At 48.7% G+C, this 20,354-nt stretch carries 15 protein-coding genes; 7 read left to right on the top strand and 8 right to left on the bottom strand.

Annotated elements, in window-relative coordinates:
• The first annotated feature begins 167 nt into the window (after window positions 1-167).
• Both JK154_RS08050 and JK154_RS08055 read left to right on the top strand, forming a co-directional pair.
• On the top strand, window positions 168-1,055 hold the full coding sequence (locus JK154_RS08050) for an alpha/beta fold hydrolase (RefSeq protein WP_211992010.1): 888 nt from the start codon (window positions 168-170) through the stop codon (window positions 1,053-1,055).
• A 194-nt stretch (window positions 1,056-1,249) separates the two neighbouring features.
• A complete protein-coding gene (locus JK154_RS08055; protein WP_211992011.1) occupies window positions 1,250-1,549 on the top strand; it encodes a DUF1889 family protein in 300 nt (99 codons plus the stop codon).
• 79 nt (window positions 1,550-1,628) lie between these two features.
• Here JK154_RS08055 and JK154_RS08060 read toward each other — a convergent pair whose 3' ends face one another.
• The 5 genes from JK154_RS08060 to malK form a co-directional block, all read right to left on the bottom strand.
• A complete protein-coding gene (locus JK154_RS08060; protein ID WP_211992244.1) occupies window positions 1,629-2,273 on the bottom strand; it encodes a LysE family translocator in 645 nt (214 codons plus the stop codon).
• A gap of 51 nt (window positions 2,274-2,324) precedes the next feature.
• Window positions 2,325-3,137, bottom strand: a complete 813-nt coding sequence (locus JK154_RS08065) for a helix-turn-helix domain-containing protein (RefSeq protein WP_211992012.1) — start codon at window positions 3,135-3,137, stop codon at window positions 2,325-2,327.
• A gap of 266 nt (window positions 3,138-3,403) precedes the next feature.
• A complete protein-coding gene (gene malM / locus JK154_RS08070) occupies window positions 3,404-4,312 on the bottom strand; it encodes a maltose operon protein MalM (RefSeq protein ID WP_211992013.1) in 909 nt (302 codons plus the stop codon).
• A 204-nt stretch (window positions 4,313-4,516) separates the two neighbouring features.
• Window positions 4,517-5,803 (bottom strand): maltoporin, encoded by a 1,287-nt coding sequence (locus tag JK154_RS08075; RefSeq protein WP_211992014.1) that lies wholly within the window; start codon window positions 5,801-5,803, stop codon window positions 4,517-4,519.
• A 71-nt stretch (window positions 5,804-5,874) separates the two neighbouring features.
• Complete coding sequence (malK, locus tag JK154_RS08080) at window positions 5,875-6,984, bottom strand: maltose/maltodextrin ABC transporter ATP-binding protein MalK (RefSeq protein WP_211992015.1); 1,110 nt, start codon at window positions 6,982-6,984, stop codon at window positions 5,875-5,877.
• A 732-nt stretch (window positions 6,985-7,716) separates the two neighbouring features.
• Here malK and malE point away from each other — a divergent pair.
• From malE to malG, 3 genes are all read left to right on the top strand, one after another.
• The gene (gene malE, locus JK154_RS08085; RefSeq protein ID WP_211992016.1) at window positions 7,717-8,931 is read left to right on the top strand and encodes a maltose/maltodextrin ABC transporter substrate-binding protein MalE; all 1,215 of its coding nucleotides are present in this window, start codon (window positions 7,717-7,719) and stop codon (window positions 8,929-8,931) included.
• 239 nt (window positions 8,932-9,170) lie between these two features.
• Window positions 9,171-10,748 (top strand): maltose ABC transporter permease MalF, encoded by a 1,578-nt coding sequence (gene malF, locus JK154_RS08090; RefSeq protein WP_211992017.1) that lies wholly within the window; start codon window positions 9,171-9,173, stop codon window positions 10,746-10,748.
• Window positions 10,749-10,762: 14 nt separating this feature from the next.
• The gene (gene malG / locus JK154_RS08095) at window positions 10,763-11,653 is read left to right on the top strand and encodes a maltose ABC transporter permease MalG (protein ID WP_211992018.1); all 891 of its coding nucleotides are present in this window, start codon (window positions 10,763-10,765) and stop codon (window positions 11,651-11,653) included.
• Window positions 11,654-11,845: 192 nt separating this feature from the next.
• On the opposite strand, the gene JK154_RS08100 is transcribed toward malG, so the two are convergent.
• From JK154_RS08100 to malT, 3 genes are all read right to left on the bottom strand, one after another.
• Window positions 11,846-12,055: a DUF1471 domain-containing protein gene (locus JK154_RS08100; RefSeq protein ID WP_211992019.1), complete on the bottom strand. Its 210-nt coding sequence runs from the start codon at window positions 12,053-12,055 to the stop codon at window positions 11,846-11,848.
• Between the two features lie 259 nt (window positions 12,056-12,314).
• Window positions 12,315-12,524: a DUF1471 domain-containing protein gene (locus JK154_RS08105; protein ID WP_211992020.1), complete on the bottom strand. Its 210-nt coding sequence runs from the start codon at window positions 12,522-12,524 to the stop codon at window positions 12,315-12,317.
• A gap of 248 nt (window positions 12,525-12,772) precedes the next feature.
• The gene (malT, locus tag JK154_RS08110) at window positions 12,773-15,484 is read right to left on the bottom strand and encodes an HTH-type transcriptional regulator MalT (RefSeq protein ID WP_211992021.1); all 2,712 of its coding nucleotides are present in this window, start codon (window positions 15,482-15,484) and stop codon (window positions 12,773-12,775) included.
• A 311-nt stretch (window positions 15,485-15,795) separates the two neighbouring features.
• On the opposite strand from malT, the gene malP reads away from it, so the two are divergent.
• Both malP and malQ read left to right on the top strand, forming a co-directional pair.
• Entirely contained in the window at window positions 15,796-18,201 is a 2,406-nt protein-coding gene (malP, locus tag JK154_RS08115) for a maltodextrin phosphorylase (protein ID WP_211992022.1), read from the top strand.
• A 10-nt stretch (window positions 18,202-18,211) separates the two neighbouring features.
• Entirely contained in the window at window positions 18,212-20,308 is a 2,097-nt protein-coding gene (gene malQ, locus JK154_RS08120) for a 4-alpha-glucanotransferase (protein ID WP_211992023.1), read from the top strand.
• Window positions 20,309-20,354: the final 46 nt, after the last annotated feature.

Raw genomic sequence — 20,354 nt, forward strand, 5'->3', positions numbered from 1 at the left:
TTACTGGTCACCCTGTTGCTACTCTTTTGTGGTGAAAGAGAAAAACATAGCTATGTGAGTCAGTTGCCTGACAGGTGGGCTTAGGGGATAATTATTCGCAGCATCAAACAGGACAGCAAGCCTGAATATCAGGTATTGAAATATTTATATGCAGATGGAAGCCCAACTTGATCGATTTTCATCATTTTATTGCGCAGGCGAAACACTTCGACGAAATCCTGGCGGCAAATGCTGACAGTATCTCCGGTAATATTGATGGCCTCAACTATCAACTCTATCAACAGTATGATGAACCCGATGACGTAGTGATTGTTTATCATGGCGGTGGTGTCAGTCTCGCTGCGGGATATAGCATACTGGCGCATCAGCTGAATGCTATCCCTGGTATTGCCGTCTGTCTGGTTGATATTCGTGGCCACGGTGACTCAACCGGAAAACGGGGTACCGTCACGCACCCAGGGCAGATATGGCAGGATGTTGATACCCTGCTGCAAGAGATGGGCAACCGCTTCCCTGGAGCGCGTCGGCACTTGCTTGGTCATTCCAGCGGTGCTGGCATGCTGCTGAATTACCTGACGCGTTACCCCTTCCAGCAACGAGCTGACAGCGTAATTATGCTGGCACCTGAACTGGGGCCTTTTGCTAAAATTACACCCGCTACAGGGATAACGGAAAGTTTTGCCAAAGTGCGTCAGTGGCCATTTATCCTCAATGGGATCAGTGGCGGTTATCTGTTTGGGCAGTATCCAGCGATTAGCTTGAATTTTCCTGAAACAGTCAGGGAGACGACCTCTGATTTAGTCTACAAATATAGTGTCAATATGGCCAATGCGTTGACTCCGCGACATCCTGCTAAACAGTTGGCAGCTCTCCCATTGCCCGCTTTGATGCTGGGGGCTGAACGTGATGAACTGTTTAGTATCAGGTCACTGGCTGACTTTGCCATCCGGCATGGCAATTCACAGCTGCAGTTCCGTCAGTTAGATAACAGTACTCATCTGGATTGTATATTCAGAGCTTATCGGGAGATTGTTGCCTATTTGGGCGGTAACTAGCAGGGGGATATCAAGAAGCACAACACTGGACACAAGTATAGCACCCAGGGTGTCGTAGGAAAAAAACGAGAGCGGGATTTTTTTAAAATTGAGATCCAGGGATGAAAAACAAGATTATCTCTTTGATATCCCGGTAACTATCAGGTCATATAACTCAATTATTCATTACTTGGTCAATTTTAAAGGATAAGAATATGGCAGCAGTAATTGATAAAGCGCTGGATTTTATTGGTGGGATGAATACCTCCGTTTCTGAGCCTCAGACCATGGATGAGAGCACCATCAAAGGGATACTTAAGTATTTGAAAGAGATAGGTATACCTGCTAATAGCACGGATATAACGTCACGGGCTAATCAAGAAGGATGGAATAGCCATTTTACCGGTAAAATCGTTGAGTGGGCTGGCAGGGTTGATGCCGGTGACCATCTTGTTATTAAAAACCCTGAATTCTTTTCTTCTTATATGCGGGAGCAGCTACGGGCGTTAGTGTGAGATGCATCCTCATCGGTATTGAGTTAGCCTGGACGCTTGAACCTTATTATTAAGGTCGCGTCCGGCTTATTGTTTTATTTCACTGCTGGGTAAAAAACTTCCACAGAATCGTGCCCGAGAAACAAATCAATATCCCCCCTGCTACACGTTCAAACAGATAGATCCTTTGCTTTAAATAGAACTGAATCCTGGGCAGCCCAATAGAGGATACGATGAGAAAGTTCCAAATAAATACCACACAGACCATCCATATCCCACACAGGCTTTGTTGTAACAGGGTCACATCGGACCCGAGTAATGTCGTCATTAGCGCCAGATAGAACAAGGCATTTTTGGGATTCAGTAAGGACGATGCCAGCCCGAGTAGGTACTGAGCCGTGAGCGTGGGGCGCTTTACCGTGACTGGGTTTAACCCCACACCATTGGGTTGGCTACGGCACAGTCTGGAGCCTATCCACAGCAGATAAATTGCGCCGACAAGTTCAATAAGGCTAAAAAGCTCAGGCCGCTCGTGTAGTTCACTCCAGCCAGCAATGGCCAGCAAAATATAGAGTGCGTTCCCTGTCCCGATTCCTGCGACAATCCCAATACTGCCAGAAACCCGGTAACGCATGGCATACCCGGTAAGCAAAAAAAAATCAGGCCCTGGGCTCAGGAGAGCCATGAAGTGGGAGATAGCCAGCAGTGGGAAAGCTGCCGGAAACAGGCCATGCCATAGGATCATCATTAAACCTCAGTCAATTCTCTCTGAGGTAACAGTACGGCAGTGGCAGGGTTAATTATTGTCTGTTATTGATTTACTTAATGCATATTGCCTTGGGGTGGCAGCAGTGTAGCGGACGAAGGTTTTGTGAAAATGGCTTTGATCGGCAAAACCGCTCTCATTGCCGGCATCAACAATATTTTCGCCCTGACGTAGTAGTGATTTAGCGTATTCGATCCGTGAGATATTCAAAAAACTGCCTGGCGTGAGGCCCGTATCTTGTTTGAAGGTTCGGATCAGTGTCTCCTTGCATAATGCGACTTCATCTGCCACTGCATCCAGCGTGGGAGGGGATTGTGGGCTGGCGAGAAAACGCTGCTGTAAAATTTGGCTGGACGGGCGCAGTGGCAAACTGGGAGCTGTTTTCAGACCGGGGATCCCCTGCAGCAGTTTTTGTATGGCAATCGGGATCACACTGATATCATTATGCTGTATAGCCTCAACAATACCGAGATATTGCTGGAAAAGCTGAGTGTTGCGAATGACTGGGTTGGTTACGACCAGGGCGTGTAAGCCATAGCCGAGGATCTTCTGGCACCAGCCCACATCCAGATAGAGCATATGATAACTGCGTGGAACACCATCGAATGGGTTGCAGCTGTGCGGCGACCCCGCCTTAATAACCACGATATCACCGACTTGTAGTGGGAAGCTTACTCCGTCAATCACACAACAGGTACCGCCTTCCACAATGGCTCCCAAAGAGATTTGGGCATGTTGGTGGAGCTTATAAGCGTGCAGACTTCGCCATGTAGAACGCAATTCAAGCCATGGTATTTCAGAGTTGCGCCAAAAAGACTGATTAATATCCCGAACCAAGGGCATGATAGTTCTCCATCACCTGACGTCATGAGGAAAATGGTAAAGACGGATAAGTTTAAGACCCGGGCTGAGACGTTAACACTTTTATCCGCTATTACGTAACCCTGTTCACCCATTCCGTTTCACTAAAACCGGTGTAAAAAAAGGTGCGTCAAGACGCACCAATCATCCTGCCATATTTGGTTGTGTCGGGAGTACCCCTTGCCTTTTATCCCCGTCATATTTCATGTGGTATGCAGTCGTTCCTTCGTACCTGCAGGCAACAAGAATTATTTAGGAGATACACTACCAATAAAGGTTTTGCGGGCAGATTTCGACCCCAGTTGCTCCGCTTCATTTAATAATTTCAATGCCTTATCTACATTTCCCGCCTTCACCGCATCTTTAATCGCCTGGTTGAAGTAGGCCTCTGTCTCGTTCTGCATGGGTTCTGCTGGTTTGGACACCACTGGGGCCGGAGTGGTCACAGGTTGAGCCATAGTGCCCACCACCACTGGAGTCGCTGTCTGGGTGGGCTGTATCAAGCCAATCATGATATTGCTCATCCCTTGCTCTCCGGCGACTTTTACTCTCAGGTTCCCGGTGGGGGTATGCCTGGCAATAGGGTCCGGAATATCTGGCACGGCATTACCGACGCCCATGGCATAGGCTTTAGCCGGGGCCAGCAACGTTGTACTTTTTGCCAGTGCTTGCCGGGTGGTATACACCAACAAATAAATCTGTTTCTGGCCCAGGGCTGGTGTCAGTTTCATCATCCCTTGCAGCCTGTCACTCACCATGACACCCGCTTTCTCATAAGTGAAATAGCTGGCAGGGTAATAGGCTGCCGGATGCATTTGTTCGTCCAGGACCAGAACACTGGGGGAAAACAGCTGATTATCCGATACCAGGCTGCTAAGAGTTACCTCCATGGCACCGCGGTCGGCAGGTAACGTGAAGGCGGCGACAGCCCCTTCAATATCCCCTTGAGTGATATGCGGACTATGGGCTGTCAGTTTAATCTCTTCTGTCACCGGGGGGACTAGAGGTTGCCATGGTAGTTGCTGCAATGTGCTGGTGTTTATCGCAGGTGCGATAGAGACATTGGCAGGGGAGGTGACCGATGCAGATTGTGCGACCAACGGTACTGTCATTCCCAAGGCCATTACCAGGCAGAGTGTCAGAATATTTTTTTTCATTGTTATATCCTCATACTTTGAACTTCAACGCTAACGGTGTCCAGGCAAGGTCGGCACGTTAACGAATAACTCTCTTTATTGTATTCACATGACGGCCATGTGCATGGTCGTCTGAAATATTGCAGAGAGGATGGCATCACGCTGTGGGGGGAATCCCCCCTCAAAGCAGAACAGCCGCTCAGAAAGACGGCTGTTCTGTTTCTGTTACCACCAGGCTTCGAATTGTGCCCCGAAGGTGAATTGATTGTCTTTGCCACGGCTGTCAGTATTGAGGGTGCCATTTTGGGCAATACCGAGATTAGGGCTGTCAGTCACCGTATTGTAGCCCCACTTCTCATCCCAGTTGGCGTAGGTGACGAACACACGAATGGCTGGGCGAGACCAGATACTGTCCCCTGCTTGCCACTGTTGGGCCAGGGTTACCTTATATTGACCATTGTGGTCACCGGTACGTTGTGACTTCACATTGTCATAACCCACCTCCATTAAGGTGCTCATGATACTGGTCCATTTATACATCGGGCGAACACCTGTACTGAACCAAGTGGTGCCGTTCTGGTTATCCCAGTTGGTATCCTGATACAAACCAACGTACATCAAATCCCACTTGTCACCCAGACTGATAGCGCCATGGTCAATAATGCGTGTCATATGGCCGTTGTTATTAATGCGCGTCCCTTGTGAATGGCCGCTGTTATAAGACGTCATCGAGTCTGTGGCGTATTGCACAACAAATTTGTTAAAGCCACCCAGCATGCTTTGGGTGTGTTCAGCTGTCAGCATGACACCATCTTTTGAGGCATCTGGAGCCAGGGAGTAATGTTTCTGAGTATTAGCACGACCATAATCAAACCCCAGTTCCAGCGATCCACCCGGGTTAGTTTCCAAACCGGCTAAACGCACGTCATACACATCATTCACTGTGTGTTCAGCATCTTTACGCTGTTCGGCTATCCAGGCACTGGAGCCCCCCGCTTCGGAGTTACGGGTAACCGCTAAAGATAATTTACCAAAGCCTAAATCAATATCTTGTAACCCCGCACCCGGGCCAGAAATATCCCAGTAGTAGAAGTCAATCATATGGACATCATGGCGTTGGTAATAACGTTTACCGGCCCACATGGTGGACCCTGGTAGGGCATCAATTAAATCTTTACCCTGCAGGTTCGCTTCTCGGAACGCGGGGGAAGTTGATTCCCAGTCATCCCGTTGTGATACGGAGTAGGCGACGTTCGTATCCAGATAGAAGCTCTTGTTACCCTCTTTCCATAGTTCCTGACCTAACTTGATCTCCGCATAGGTTTCACATTCGTTACCCAAACGGTATTTACTTTGTGCACCAGTGGATTTGAAACATTGCTGTTCACCACCACTTCCCGTCCAGCCGATACCAGAACGGGCATATCCGTTGAAATCAACAGCCATAGCTTGGGTGGAAAGGACACCAGCGGCAACAGCCAGTGCTATAGGTAACTTGTGCAGAGTAGTCATCAGTTATCTCCTGTTATAATTGCCTGTTGGCATACGTGCCTGACAGTTCTCCAAAGCGGGTATCCGGGTAACTAGACGCCCAACTCCTGGTACAGCCGCCTACAGGCCGTGCCATCTTCCCGGAACAGGTGGCAGCGATGTAGTGGTAGACCGATGGAAAATGTTGCACCTTCTTCTACAAGCACTACGTCGTTCTGGCGGTATACCAGGTTCTGACGTATTGCGAGAATTTGCATATGAATTTGGGTTTCGTTCCCCAGTTGTTCCACCACTTGAATCACGCCTTCCAGCGAGACTTCAGAAGCATCGCCTGGTAACAGATGCTCTGGACGGATACCCAAAGACATATTGGCTCCAACCTGGACGTGAGTGCCTTCCACTGGCAGCCAAACGAGTTGATTATTGGGTAGCTCTATCTGTACCTGATGGGGTTCCGCGGCGGTCACTTTAACCGGCAAGAAATTCATTTTTGGTGAGCCAATAAAGCCCGCAACAAAGCGGTTGGCGGGGTAGTGATAGAGCTCCAATGGCTTGCCCACCTGAGCCACGTTTCCGGCATCCAGTACGACGATTTTGTCTGCCAGGGTCATGGCTTCAACCTGGTCATGAGTGACATAAATCATGGTTCGTTGCAGGCGCTTATGCAGACGTGATATTTCAATGCGCATCTGTACTCGCAATGCTGCATCCAGGTTGGACAGGGGTTCATCAAGCAGAAATACATCAGGCTCTGCCACTAAAGTTCGGCCAATTGCAACACGCTGTCGCTGGCCGCCGGACAGGGCTTTAGGGCGTCTTTCCAGTAAGTGAGCGAGCTGTAACACTTCTGCGACTTGGTTAACCTTTTGGTTAATCTCCGCTTTCCTTACTCCTGCCAGTTTCAAACCGAAAGACATGTTCTCAGCCACAGACAAATGGGGATAAAGCGCATAAGACTGAAACACCATGCCAATGCCACGCTCAGATGGGGGAACGTCGTTCATCCGTTTACCCCCAATCAATAGCTCCCCGGAGGTAATATCCTCAAGACCGGCAATCATCCGTAAGAGTGTTGATTTCCCACATCCTGATGGCCCAACAAACACCACAAATTCACCGTCATCGATTTCCAGATTAATATCTTTAGAAATCACAGCCTCGCCAAAGGCCTTATAAACGCCACTTAGCGTTACATTAGCCATCTGTTACTCCTTCGCTTTCGCAAATAACTTTTCATGTGAATCCGACTGAAGAAAATTACGGAAGAGCATTCCGGTCATACCCGGCGATCACTTCCTGCACTCTGATGACTCTCTTGCTGCGCGCCATACCGCCATGCTGTAGCAAGGTTGCCCCGGACGGCGTCGCGCCCTGAGTATAGAGCGACACGTTGGTAAATGCTTCAGCGTCCTGAGATGGTCGGATAATGAACGAAACAACATTTTCTTTGGTCGTGGTGTTTCAATAACGGTGATAGTGCGATAGGGGCAGTATTAGGAAATCATCCATGACAAATTATTTCATGGGGGGAGGAGACAGGAGGATGAGAGCCCCTTCACCGCCAACGGGCACATTGGGAGAAAGGCAAATACGTGATCCACCACGCAAGTTTCAACCTGCATTGTGGTGGCACAGAGCACAGAACGAGTCGCAGTGTTAACTGGATCACAATAACTCACTGGGGGGCGTAGAAGGGGGGGGGATGATGGGAAACCATCTATGACTCAATATGATAGTGTGATGTCTATCCTGGGTAATAAATTGTACTACAGTCAACAGGATAAATATCTTTTAGCTCGTTATATTACAGCGTTATCTTGCCCGCCTCACTGCGTGACTCATAGCCAGCCCAGTCTGAATACAGACTACACCATGTAATGCTATTGATTCACAAGAAAGTCGGTACCCACAACATTGGATAAAAGGATTGGACCATGACTCACTGTTTCACAGAATCCGGTATTGGTAAGACCGCTCGCGTTTTGGCTACTTCGGCATTAACGGCGTTGGTGCTCTCTTCCTCGGCGTTTGCCAAAATTGAAGAAGGTAAACTGGTCATCTGGATCAATGGCGATAAAGGCTACAATGGGTTGGCGGAAGTTGGTAAGAAGTTTGAGAAAGATACGGGTATTAAAGTCACAGTAGAACACCCAGACAAACTGGAAGAAAAATATCCCCAAGTTGCGGCAACAGGGGACGGCCCGGACATTATCTTTTGGGCCCATGACCGTTTTGGGGGATACGCCCAGTCTGGATTACTGGCAGAAGTCCACCCTTCTAAAGCCTTCCAGGAAAAGCTGTTTCCCTTCACATGGGATGCGGTACGTTTTAATGGCAAATTGATTGGCTATCCTATTGCCGTTGAAGCGTTATCCCTTATTTATAATAAAGACTTAGTGAAAGAAGTACCCAAAACTTGGGAAGAGATCCCTGCGCTGGATAAAAAACTACGCGCGAATGGTAAGAGCGCCATTATGTGGAACTTACAAGAACCCTACTTCACCTGGCCTCTTATTGCCGCTGATGGTGGCTATGCTTTCAAATTTGAAAACGGCGTTTACGATGTGAAAAATGTCGGTGTGAATAACGCTGGAGCGAAAGCAGGCTTACAATTCCTGGTTGATCTGGTGAAAAATAAACATATCAGTGCCGATACGGATTATTCCATTGCCGAAGCTGCCTTTAATAAAGGGGATACCGCAATGACCATTAATGGTCCCTGGGCATGGAGCAACCTGGATAAGAGCAACATTAACTATGGCGTGACGCTATTGCCAACTTTCCATGGTCAGCACTCTAAACCTTTTGCTGGGATATTAACGGCCGGAATTAATGCTGCCAGCCCGAACAAAGAGTTAGCCACTGAGTTCCTGGAAAACTACCTGCTGACCGACCAGGGCCTGGCTGATGTTAATAAGGACAAGCCTCTTGGGGCTGTGACACTGATTTCCTATCAAGAACAGCTGGCAAAAGATCCACGCATTGCAGCGACGATGGAGAACGCCAAATTTGGTGAAATTATGCCGAATATTCCTCAAATGGCAGCCTTCTGGTATGCAACCCGTAGTGCGGTATTGAACGCAATCAGTGGGCGTCAAACTGTTGATGCAGCACTGGACGATGCTGCAGCACGCATCATCAAAGAGTAGCTCTCATGGGCAGGGGGATGTTTGTCCCCCTGGTTTTGTCAGGCCAGGGATCTCTCCAGCAAAATAACGTATTTCGCAGGGGGGATGCCTGCCAGTGATTCGGGTGATAAACCTGCTGGAAGCTGATTTAAAAACGGGTGGCAGTAGCCTGATAAAGACGATCCACAAGGATCGGGCGAATAATGAGAGCAGCCTGCCGGGCTGTAATTTCCAGTACCAAGAGTATGAAAGGGACCATTATGCAGTTATCCCGCTCCGCATTTCAAAACAGTAAAAAGAGAATGGCCTGGTGGCAGAGTGACCTCCTTAAATGGCTGGTAATTGGTGTACTGAGCCTGTTTACCTGTTATTTGATCATGCTGATGTATGCCCAGGGTGAATATCTTTTTGCCATAGTGACACTTATTCTGGTGAGTCTGGGGTTGTATGTTTTTGCCAACCGCAGGACCTACGCCTGGCGCTATGTTTACCCCGGTATAGCAGGAATGGGGCTGTTTGTACTGTTTCCTTTAATTTGTACCATTGCTATTGCTTTCACTAACTACAGCAGTACCAACCAGCTGACCTTCGAGCGTGCACAATCTGTCTTAATGGGCAGGCAGTTTCAGACAGGGCAAACCTTCTCCTTTGGCCTTTATCCTGATGTGGATCAATGGCGTTTACAGCTCGCATCACCGGATAATCATGTGTTCTATATTTCCGATCCTTTCAATATCAATGGCGAGGGGGAACAGAAATTACCTGTTGTGGCCACCACCACCGAGCAGACGGGAGAGCAGGCGACACTACGGGTGATTACTCAAAATCGCCAGGCCCTGGGGGCGCTGGTCGTCATTCTTCCCAATGGCAGTGAGCTACGTATGAGTTCGTTACGCCAGTTTGCGGAAACTAGCCCACTTTATACCTTGGGTGCGGATGGTAGCGACTTGATTAATCAGCAAACAGGGGTGACATATCGCCCGAACAGGGAAAGCGGTTTTTACCAGGCGATTAATGCTGAAGGGCAGTGGGAAAATGAGACCCTTAGCCCAGGGTTCACCATCACCATAGGCTGGAAAAACTTCCTGCGGGTTTTACACGATGAAGGGATTCAGAAACCTTTTATCTCTATTTTTATCTGGACTGTCCTCTTTTCGGTGCTGAGTGTCGTTTTTACGGTGGCCGTCGGGATGGTACTGGCCTGCCTGGTTCAGTGGGAAGCACTGAAAGGTAAAGCCATTTATCGTGTATTACTCATCCTGCCTTATGCCGTTCCGGCATTTATTTCAATCTTAATTTTTAAAGGGCTATTCAACCAAAGCTTTGGTGAAGTTAACGTGATGCTTAACCAGCTGTTTGGCATCAAACCTGAATGGTTCAGCGATCCTCTTACTGCCAAAGGCATGGTTTTAATCGTGAATACCTGGCTTGGTTACCCCTACATGATGATTCTGTGCATGGGGTTACTGAAGGCCATTCCTGATGACCTGTATGAGGCTTCTGCAATGGATGGGGCGGGCCCCTTCCAGAATTTCACAAAAATCACGTTCCCGTTGCTAATTAAGCCACTGATCCCATTAATGATTGCCAGCTTTGCCTTTAACTTTAATAACTTTGTTTTGATTCAGTTATTAACCAAAGGTGGCCCGGACATGATTGGCACCAGTACACCCGCGGGGTATACGGATTTGCTGGTTAACTATACCTATCGTGTTGCCTTTGAAGGTGGCGGCGGGCAGGACTTTGGGTTAGCCGCCGCTATTGCAACACTGATTTTTGTCCTGGTTGCTGCGCTGGCATTACTGAATTTGAAAGCCAGTAAAATGAATTTTGACTAAAGGAGGAGATGCCGATGGCCATGGTGAAACCAAAATCTCAACGCTTGCGTCTGTTAGGGACACATCTTTTGATGTGGTGCTTTATCGCGTTGATCATGTTCCCGTTGCTGATGGTGGTTGCCATCTCGCTGCGGTCTGGAAACTTTGCTACCGGTAGCCTTATTCCAGAACAGATATCCTGGGAGCACTGGAAACTGGCATTGGGATTTAGTGTGACCCAGGCGAACGGTACTGTCACCCCGCCCCCGTTCCCGGTGCTGTTGTGGCTATGGAATTCGGTTAAAATCGCGGTTATTACCTCAATAGGGATTGTTGCCCTGTCCACCACCTGTGCTTATGCTTTCGCCCGCATGCGTTTTCGGGGAAAAAATACCCTGTTGAAAAGCATGCTGATCTTCCAGATGTTTCCCGCAGTGCTCTCTTTGGTCGCCTTATATGCGCTATTCGATCGTATTGGCCAGTATATGCCGTTTATTGGGTTGAACACGCACGGTGGTGTTATTTTCGCCTACCTGGGGGGGATTGCATTGTATGTCTGGACTATCAAGGGTTACTTTGAAACCATCGACAGTTCACTGGAAGAAGCCGCTGCGTTGGATGGTGCAACACCATGGCAAGCCTTTCGGCTAGTGTTATTACCCCTGTCAGTTCCTATTCTGGCGGTTGTCTTTATCCTGTCATTTATTGCTGCCATCACTGAAGTTCCGGTTGCCTCATTGCTATTACGTGATGTGGAAAGCTATACCCTGGGAGTGGGGATGCAACAGTACCTCAATCCGCAAAATTACCTGTGGGGCGACTTCGCCGCTGCCGCAGTGTTATCCGCAATGCCTATTACTGCGGTCTTCCTTTTAGCCCAACGCTGGTTAGTTGGAGGGTTAACTGCCGGAGGAGTGAAGGGTTAACGTATTGCTTTTTTGTTATGCCACTGCTGGTTTTGTCTCACTTTATTTGGTGTTCTGTGTCTTTCTGGCGGCCTCGAATGGCCGCCATTTTTATAAAAAGGCAGGTATGAGAAAGCCCAAAAGCCTCTGATGAGGCTTCTGGGCTTTCTGGGGTAATGTCAGTCTGGAGCGTACTTCTGGTGATGTTCAGGCTTACTTATTGAGCTCTGCGGTCATATGCACCCGGTTGTTTACCATGGCACTGGTGATGGTGTAATCAGCATGTTGCTGCGCAGCCTGGGCAGCGATTTTCGCCTCAGCACCATCCAGTGTGGATGCGGTGGCGCTGATGCTTTGCGCGAAGGCACCAAAAGACAGAAGGGAAAGGGCGGAAACTGCAACAAAAGTTTTGATGTTTTTCATGGTGGTATTCCTTACATTCTCTTATTCATAAATAGGCGCTGTTGGCCTGATGTGATAAATGATAAGGGAGTAAGGTAACGAATGAAATTAGAACTATTTGCTTTTATTGTTCAAAAAAATAGAAGTTAACGTGTTGCGATTATGTCTGGGGCCATTCTTATAAAAAGGCAGGTATGAGAAAGCCCAAAAGCCTCTGATGAGGCTTCTGGGCTTTCTGGGGTAATGTCAGTCTGGAGCGTACTTCTGGTGATGTTCAGGCTTACTTATTGAGCTCTGCGGTCATATGCACCTGGTTGTTTACCATGGCACTGGTGATGGTGTAATCAGCATGTTGCTGCGCAGCCTGGGCAGCGATTTTCGCCTCAGCACCATCCAGTGTGGATGCGGTGGCGCTGATGCTTTGCGCGAAGGCACCAAAAGACAGAAGGGAAAGGACGGAAACTGCAACAAAAGTTTTGATGTTTTTCATGGTGGTATTCCTTACATTCTCTTATTCATAAATAGGCGCTGTTGGCCTGATTTGATAAATGATAAGGGAGGAAGGTAACGAATGAAATTAGAACTATTTGCTTTTCTTGTTCAAAAAAACAGAATTAATATCATTGCTCTTATTCATCAGGAACAGTCATTAATGTAACCGTCATCGTGCGCTGAAGCAGGCTGATCTTTTGATCCGCCTGTTTCAGCGCACTGGCCACAGAGTCGTATTACCCTGGTTTATACATAGCCCATCATCTGCAACAAACGTTGTGCTTGCTCTATGGCTTCCTGGCGGTGACTGACACCCATTTTTTGATATAAATTACGAATATGCGTTTTAATGGTGGTTGCCGCGACATCCAGTTCTCCGGCGATTTGCTCATTGCTGTAACCTGAGTAAATCAGCCCCAAAACTTGCCATTCACGCTGAGTTAACGGACTGGTGCGGATCAATTCCGGTATCTGCGGGTGGGTGAGCAGCTTTTCAACGAAGACTTCATCAAAATGGGCAAACTTATGCCGATGGTGCTGGTTAATATCTTTAAGGATCCGCTGGGCACGATGCTGTTCCAGTTCAGGTAAAGCATTGAGCTGGATCAGCTGGCGCAGTTGTTGCGCCATGGCTTCCCCTTCAATAACAAAATGACTGATAAAACCAGTACGATTTGCTAATGACAGTGATTCTATCAAGGCTTGTTGCGCCTCATTCTTACGGTTAACCTTCCCATAAAAAATGTTACTTAACAATAGATTGCGATTGAGATCACTGGTTAAGTTAAGGCGGCGAGCATTCTCATTAAGCTCATCCAGTATGACTTCGGCTTCGTTATAGCGCCCGAGCATAATCTGTATACGGGCAATATTACGCCACTGACCCTGTGAAAAATGGTTATCGGCCATTCCTGGTTTGGTTGCGTGGCGTAGCCAGTTAATGGCTGCCTCTTGGTCGCCGGTCATTTGCCAGTGAATAACTCGTGGTTTGTCTGCATTTGTTATCCAGTCGAGATGGTACTGGCTGTCTTGCTGCAATGTTTCGCAACGCTGAATATACAGGTTGGCGTTATCCAGGTCCCCACGAGCCAGGGAACACTTCGCCAGCATGGCCAGGCACTGTAACTGTTGCTGCGGGTGGTAGTTAACCAGAATCTCAATCCCTTTACGTGCCGCTTCTTCTGCTTCATCCAGACGTGACCATGACCACAATATCTGGGAACGAATACGCAGTAAGAATTCATGCATGGGGAGCTGTTCGAGGTGCTGCTCATGGATTAATTCAAAGGCTTTATCCTGAGTTTCATAAGCGGCTTGAAGGAATCCCTGGGCGATAAGAATCTCACTTTGCTGCAATAGTGCCCATAACGCATAGTGATACACCTCATGCCGGCGTGCTATTTGCTCTGTTTGCTGCATCATCGGCAGTGCGCGGCTCAACTCGCCTTTACAATGGAGTACTTCACCAATCACTGAAGCCGCCACAATTCGGCTATAGAAGTTAGCTACTGGCAGTATTCCCAGGGCATCTGCGGCGAGTTGTTCTGCTTCGTCTGGTTTTCCTGCATTGATCGCAACCTGAGCCCGCAGTGCATCAAATTCGGCGCGCAGAATATTATCCACTGGGATCTGTCTATCCAGCATGGCGGATTCTGCTTGCTCAAGCAGGGTGTTGACCTCACCATAGCGGTGCTGGCTTTGTGCCAGCCAGGCCTGGAGCAACACCAGTTCAGGATTTTGTACCAGTAAAGAGTAGGGGAGTGCCACCAGGCATTGCTCCAGCAGTGTCAGCTCACTACGGTGATACAGTGTCCAGGCATGTTCTTGCAGGATATCGCGTAACATATCCACATCGCCAAAAGCCAGGGCATGATGTATTGCTTCGGCGGGGTAGCCTAATGCCATCCATCCTTCTGCTGCTGCATGGTGTAATTTGGGTAACTCAAGGGCCAGTTCCCACTGGCAACGCTGGCGCAAGAAAGCGGCAAAGAGCGGGTGGAAGCAGAACCATTCCCCACTGTCATCCATACGATGAATAAATAACCCCTGGCGTTCCAGTTCTTCCAGGCGTTGCTGACCATTATCTTCCCCTGTCAGGCGCACAATTAACGCATCATTCATCGAACGGAGTACCGAGCAACGTAACAGGAAAGCCCGCCCGTCCCTATCAACCTGATCCAGTACCTCATCAACCAAATAGTCCGATAAGTGGCTGGCATTCAGCCCGGCCAGACGTTTTACTGATTTTTGCGCTGAGGAATTGGGTTGCCGGGAAGAGAGCGCAATGAGCTGAAGCGCCGTGGCCCAGCCTTCGACCTCATCGCAGAACTGGTTGCTTTCCCCTTGTGCTAAAGGTGACGGAAGGCGACGTTCGAAAAATTGCTGTGCTTCTTGGTGGTTAAATGCCAGCTGTTTCATCCCGAGCTCCAGGAGCTGGTCACGTACCCGCAGGTTGGCAATGCCCAGCGGGGGCAAAGTGCGGGAGAGCATGACCAGGGTCAAATTTTCTGGCTGATGACGCAGGAAAAACCGCATTGCTTCATGGATGGCATCGTTGGTTACCAAATGATAATCATCGATCACTAAATAGAGCTGCCCCTGCCAGTCGGATAACTCAATAAAGAGCTGTGCAAATAACGTAGACAGGCTTGCGTATTGGTGCTTTTGGCTGAGTGCTTCGCTTTTGCTGCAATGCCCGCCAGTGGCTAGCTGAACTGCTGCAACCAAGTAACTGGCAAAGCGTTCTGGCTGATTATCACTCTCATCAAGAGAGTACCAGCCGAGGAAAGGTTGTTCGGCAGCCCACTGGGCTATAAGGGTGGTTTTTCCATACCCTGCGGGACAGTTTATTAATGTCAGTCGATAACTCGCGACCTCGGATAACTGCAGCAGCAAGCGGTCACGTATCACGGTATTTTGTAGCCGTACTGGGCGACTCAGTTTCGATGGGATCAACATGCTGTGTCCGGTTTGGATACGTTCCGGTTAAAAGATGACCTGAAAATAATTATGTCAATTTGTACTAAAATAACAGGGGCGGACATCGGCGCCATTATTTTAACGACCTAATATTATCATTGCTCAGACTTGATAACAGCCCTGTTCGTACACTCCAGGATACTGTTTCATGGCGGTAAGTTGCTCCGGATCACAATTTTAGCTACGCCCTACGACTCAGCCCCAGCTAAGCCTTTGGCAGGATGATGTTCTTGTCTGCACTCATTGGCAGGATGAAGGTAAGTTATCCCACTCACAGAATAGAGAGCCCTATGTCACAGCCTATGCTAAAAAAGGACGATTTCCTCGCCGCACTGACCCGACAATGGCAGCGTTTTGGCTTAACCTCTGCTCAACAAATGACCCAGCATCAGTGGTGGGAAGCGGTGAGCGCAGCCCTGGCCGAACAGATGGTTGTACAACCCAAGCCTGTTACTGCCCAGCAACCACATCGCCACGTTAACTATATTTCCATGGAATTTTTGATCGGCCGTTTAACCGCCAATAATTTAATTAATTTGGGCTGGTATCACCAAGTCGATGCGCTACTGGCTGAACAGCAGATTAGTTTAAGTGACCTGTTGGAGCAGGAGACTGATCCCGCACTGGGAAATGGTGGGTTAGGCCGTCTTGCTGCCTGTTTTCTCGATTCAATGGCCACGGTAGGACAACCTGCCACGGGCTATGGTTTGAACTACCAATATGGTTTATTCCGCCAGTCTTTCAATGCGTGCCAGCAACAAGAAGCGCCCGATAACTGGCAGCGGGAAAGCTATCCCTGGTTCCGCCATAATTCTGCCCTGGCTGTGGAAGTGGGCTTTGGCGGTAAGCTTGAAACTCAAGCCGATGGCCGGCAGCTATGGCGCCCGGATTTTACCCTGCGCGGCGAAGCCTGGGATTTACCGGTACTCGGTTTTCAAAATGGTGTGGCGCAACCATTACGCTTATGGCAAGCAACCCAACCACATCCATTTGATTTAAATAAGTTCAATGAGGGGAAGTTTTTGCTGGCGGAACGACAAGGCGTCGAAGCAGAAAAACTGACCAAAGTGTTATACCCCAATGATAATCACACGGCCGGTAAGCGTCTGCGTCTGATGCAGCAATATTTTCAGTGTGCCTGCTCTGTCGCGGATATTTTACGTAAGCACCACCTGGCGGGGCGTAAATTAGCGGAATTGCCAGATTATGAAGTCATTCAGTTGAATGACACCCACCCCACGATCGCGATACCTGAAATGTTGCGTGTACTACTTGATGATCATCAACTGGAATGGGATGCGGCCTGGGCTATAACCAGTAAAACCTTTGCCTACACTAACCATACCCTGATGCCGGAAGCTCTCGAGTGCTGGGATGAAAAACTGGTACGTAGCCTGTTACCACGCCACTTTGCCATCATCAAACAGATCAATGCCCAGTTTAAACTGCTGGTGGACAAACAGTGGCCAGGGGATGAGAAAGTATGGGCTAAACTTGCCGTACACCATGACAAACAAGTGCGAATGGCGAATTTGTGTGTTGTCAGCGGTTTTGCTGTTAATGGCGTGGCGCAATTACATTCAGACTTAATTATCAGGGACTTATTTCCGGAATATTATCAATTATGGCCAAACAAATTTCACAATGTCACCAACGGTATTACGCCCCGTCGTTGGTTAAAACAATGTAACCCAGCATTGTCGACGCTGATCGATGACTCACTGAAAGTAGAATGGGTAAATGATTTAGAAGCATTGGCAGGGCTCGAGCCTTTCGCCGCAGATAACGCATTTTGTCAGCGCTATCAGCAGATCAAATATGACAACAAAGTTAAGCTGGTTGAATACGTTAAGCAGGTAATGGGAATAACCATTAATCCGAATGCTATCTTTGATGTACAAATTAAGCGATTACATGAATATAAACGTCAGCATTTGAATCTGCTGCATATTCTGTCGTTATATCGCCAGATTCGTGATAACCCAAGTCTGGATATCGTGCCTCGTGTTTTCCTGTTTGGGGCGAAAGCTGCTCCAGGTTACTATTTAGCCAAAAACATCATCTATGCTATCAATAAAGTCGCAGAGAAGATCAATAACGATCCTGTCGTCAGGGATCGTATCAAGGTTGTTTTCATTCCAGACTACCGAGTTTCAGTGGCTGAATTGATGATCCCGGCGGCAGACGTATCAGAACAGATTTCAACCGCCGGTAAAGAAGCGTCTGGCACAGGTAATATGAAACTGGCGCTGAATGGGGCCTTAACCGTGGGTACTCTGGATGGGGCTAACGTCGAGATTGCTGAACAGGTGGGTGGTGAGAATATCTTTATCTTCGGTAATACCGTTGAGCAAGTGAAAGCCATTCTGGCAAAAGGCTATGAACCGAAAAAATACCTGAAACAGAACGCTCACCTGAAGAGCATACTCGATGAGCTGGCCAGTGGCGCTTTTAGTGACGGGGATACACAGGCCTTTGACATGATGCTGCACAGCTTGCTGGAAGGGGGCGATCCTTACCTGGTATTAGCAGATTTTTCTGCCTACTGTGATGCGCAAAAAGAGATAGACACGTTGTATCGTAATAAAGAAGAGTGGACGCGGCGCACCATTCTTAACACGGCTCGGGTAGGCATGTTCAGTTCCGATCGTTCAATTCGCGATTACCAGCAACGAATCTGGCAAGCGAAACGTTAAGGAGAGGCATATGGACAGTCTATCCCTCACTCAGGTAGCGACCCTGGCAGGCATATCCGCCAGCTATATTAATGCACATGGTAAGCGGCAGGCTATTTCGTCTGAGACTCAGCAGCAATTGGTGGCGGCGATGGGCGGCAAACAGGCCGTCTATGAACGTCAGAGGAAAACATCCCCTTTACCCGGTGTCAAAATTTATACTGTTGGTAGTCTGGCCCTGCTATCGGTAGCAGGTTCTGGTGATTATCACTGGCTGCTTCAGACAGAAGATGGCACACAGACTGAAGGCTATCTTTGTGGCCAGAGCACCCTGAACCTGGGGGCATCGTTGCCCTTGGGTTATCACCATCTGTGTCTGAAACAGGGGGCGCAACAGTGGCAGTGTACGGTTATTGTTGCTCCAAAACGTTGTTATGAGCCCGAAGCGTTACAAACGGGAAAGAGGTTGTGGGGGGCTTGTGTACAGCTTTATACACTACGCTCTGAACAGAATTGGGGAATTGGTGATTTTGGTGACTTAAACCATATGCTGGAACAGGTTGAATCCCGGGGTGGGGCCTTCATTGGTCTTAACCCTATTCATGCCCTGTACCCAGCCAATCCACAAAGTGTCAGTCCTTATAGCCCTTCTTCCCGACGCTGGCTGAATGTGATTTATATCGATGTGAATCGCGTGGAAGAATTCCAGCACAGTGAGGCTGTACAGGGCTGGTGGCAACAGCCAGTAACCCAGGATACGTTAGCCAGCGTTCGGGCCACTGAATGGGTAGATTATCCCCAAGTCATGCAACTGAAACTGACCGCACTACGTCTGGCCTTTCCCCTGTTTCTTTCCCGGGAAGCCGGGGATAAACGCATGCAGAGCTTTCAGCAGTTTGTGGCAGAAGGTGGCGTCAGTCTGTACCAACAGGCCGCCTTTGATGCTCTTCATGCACACCTCAGCATGAATGACCCTATGATGTGGGGCTGGCCGGTATGGCCGGAACAATATCGTGATGGCCATAGTGAAGCGGTGGCGGCATTCTGCGATGAACATCAGCAAGATGTGAATTTCTATTTGTGGCTGCAGTGGTTAGCCGCCAGCCAGTTTGATGATTGTTTCCGTACCAGCCAGGCACGTAATATGCCACTGGGTTTATACCGTGATCTGGCGGTGGGGGTCGCTGAAGGGGGGGCTGAAACCTGGTGTGATCGGGAGCTATACTGTCTCCAGGCTTCTGTGGGAGCGCCGCCAGATATTTTAGGGCCTTTAGGGCAAAATTGGGGGTTACCTCCAATGGATCCTCATATTATGGAAGACCGTGCTTACCAGCCATTTATTGATCTATTGCGTGCCAATATGACCAGTTGTGGGGCGTTGCGTATTGACCATGTTATGAGTTTACTACGGTTGTGGTGGATCCCCCGTGATCGCACGGCGGATCACGGGGCTTACGTGCAATATCCCGTGGATACCCTGCTGGCGATTTTAGCGCTTGAGAGTCAGCGACATCGGTGCATGGTGATCGGTGAAGATCTGGGCATTGTACCAACAGAAATTATCCATAAACTGCGGGACTACGGTGTTTATTCTTACAAGGTGCTCTATTTCGAGCATGACTCTGGTAATCACTTCCGGGCCCCGCAGGATTATACCCATCAAGCAATGGCCACCATTACGACACATGATTTGCCCACCCTGCGTGGCTACTGGCAATGCGATGATCTGACCCTCGGGAATACGCTGGGTATTTATCCTGATCCTCAAATACTGAAACAGCTTTATCAGGATCGTGAACAATCCAAACAAGGGCTACTGGATGTTCTGCATCATTATAATTATGTGCCCAAGTCTATGGGGGATCAGGCCTCTGCGTTGTCAATGAGCCGGGAGCTTAATCATGGCATGCATGGCTATCTCGCTGGGAGCGCCAGCGCATTACTCGGTTTACAGCCTGAAGACTGGCTGGATATGGCGGCCCCGGTGAATATCCCCGGCACCACGGATCAATACCCCAACTGGCGCCGAAAACTGACCGTTACCCTGGCAGAGATGTTTGCTGATCAGCGCATTAATTTGTTATTAAAAGATGTGAATCAGGGGCGTAATTCTGCCTTGCCTGACTGAATATACGTTGCCTCAGAGGGGAATAGCCTCTCTGAGGTAACGGGCA

This window comes from Citrobacter sp. JGM124, from assembly GCF_018257795.1.
GTDB lineage: Bacteria > Pseudomonadota > Gammaproteobacteria > Enterobacterales > Enterobacteriaceae > JGM124.

Coding starts and splice junctions, on each gene's coding strand:
- JK154_RS08055 (WP_211992011.1), top strand. CDS start 1,250: ATGGCAGCAGTAATTGATAAAGCGCTGGATTTTATTGGTGGGATGAAT.
- JK154_RS08060 (WP_211992244.1), bottom strand. CDS start 2,273: ATGATCCTATGGCATGGCCTGTTTCCGGCAGCTTTCCCACTGCTGGCT.
- JK154_RS08065 (WP_211992012.1), bottom strand. CDS start 3,137: ATGCCCTTGGTTCGGGATATTAATCAGTCTTTTTGGCGCAACTCTGAA.
- malM (WP_211992013.1), bottom strand. CDS start 4,312: ATGAAAAAAAATATTCTGACACTCTGCCTGGTAATGGCCTTGGGAATG.
- JK154_RS08075 (WP_211992014.1), bottom strand. CDS start 5,803: ATGACTACTCTGCACAAGTTACCTATAGCACTGGCTGTTGCCGCTGGT.
- malK (WP_211992015.1), bottom strand. CDS start 6,984: ATGGCTAATGTAACGCTAAGTGGCGTTTATAAGGCCTTTGGCGAGGCT.
- malE (WP_211992016.1), top strand. CDS start 7,717: ATGACTCACTGTTTCACAGAATCCGGTATTGGTAAGACCGCTCGCGTT.
- malF (WP_211992017.1), top strand. CDS start 9,171: ATGCAGTTATCCCGCTCCGCATTTCAAAACAGTAAAAAGAGAATGGCC.
- malG (WP_211992018.1), top strand. CDS start 10,763: ATGGCCATGGTGAAACCAAAATCTCAACGCTTGCGTCTGTTAGGGACA.
- JK154_RS08100 (WP_211992019.1), bottom strand. CDS start 12,055: ATGAAAAACATCAAAACTTTTGTTGCAGTTTCCGCCCTTTCCCTTCTG.
- JK154_RS08105 (WP_211992020.1), bottom strand. CDS start 12,524: ATGAAAAACATCAAAACTTTTGTTGCAGTTTCCGTCCTTTCCCTTCTG.
- malT (WP_211992021.1), bottom strand. CDS start 15,484: ATGTTGATCCCATCGAAACTGAGTCGCCCAGTACGGCTACAAAATACC.
- malP (WP_211992022.1), top strand. CDS start 15,796: ATGTCACAGCCTATGCTAAAAAAGGACGATTTCCTCGCCGCACTGACC.
- malQ (WP_211992023.1), top strand. CDS start 18,212: ATGGACAGTCTATCCCTCACTCAGGTAGCGACCCTGGCAGGCATATCC.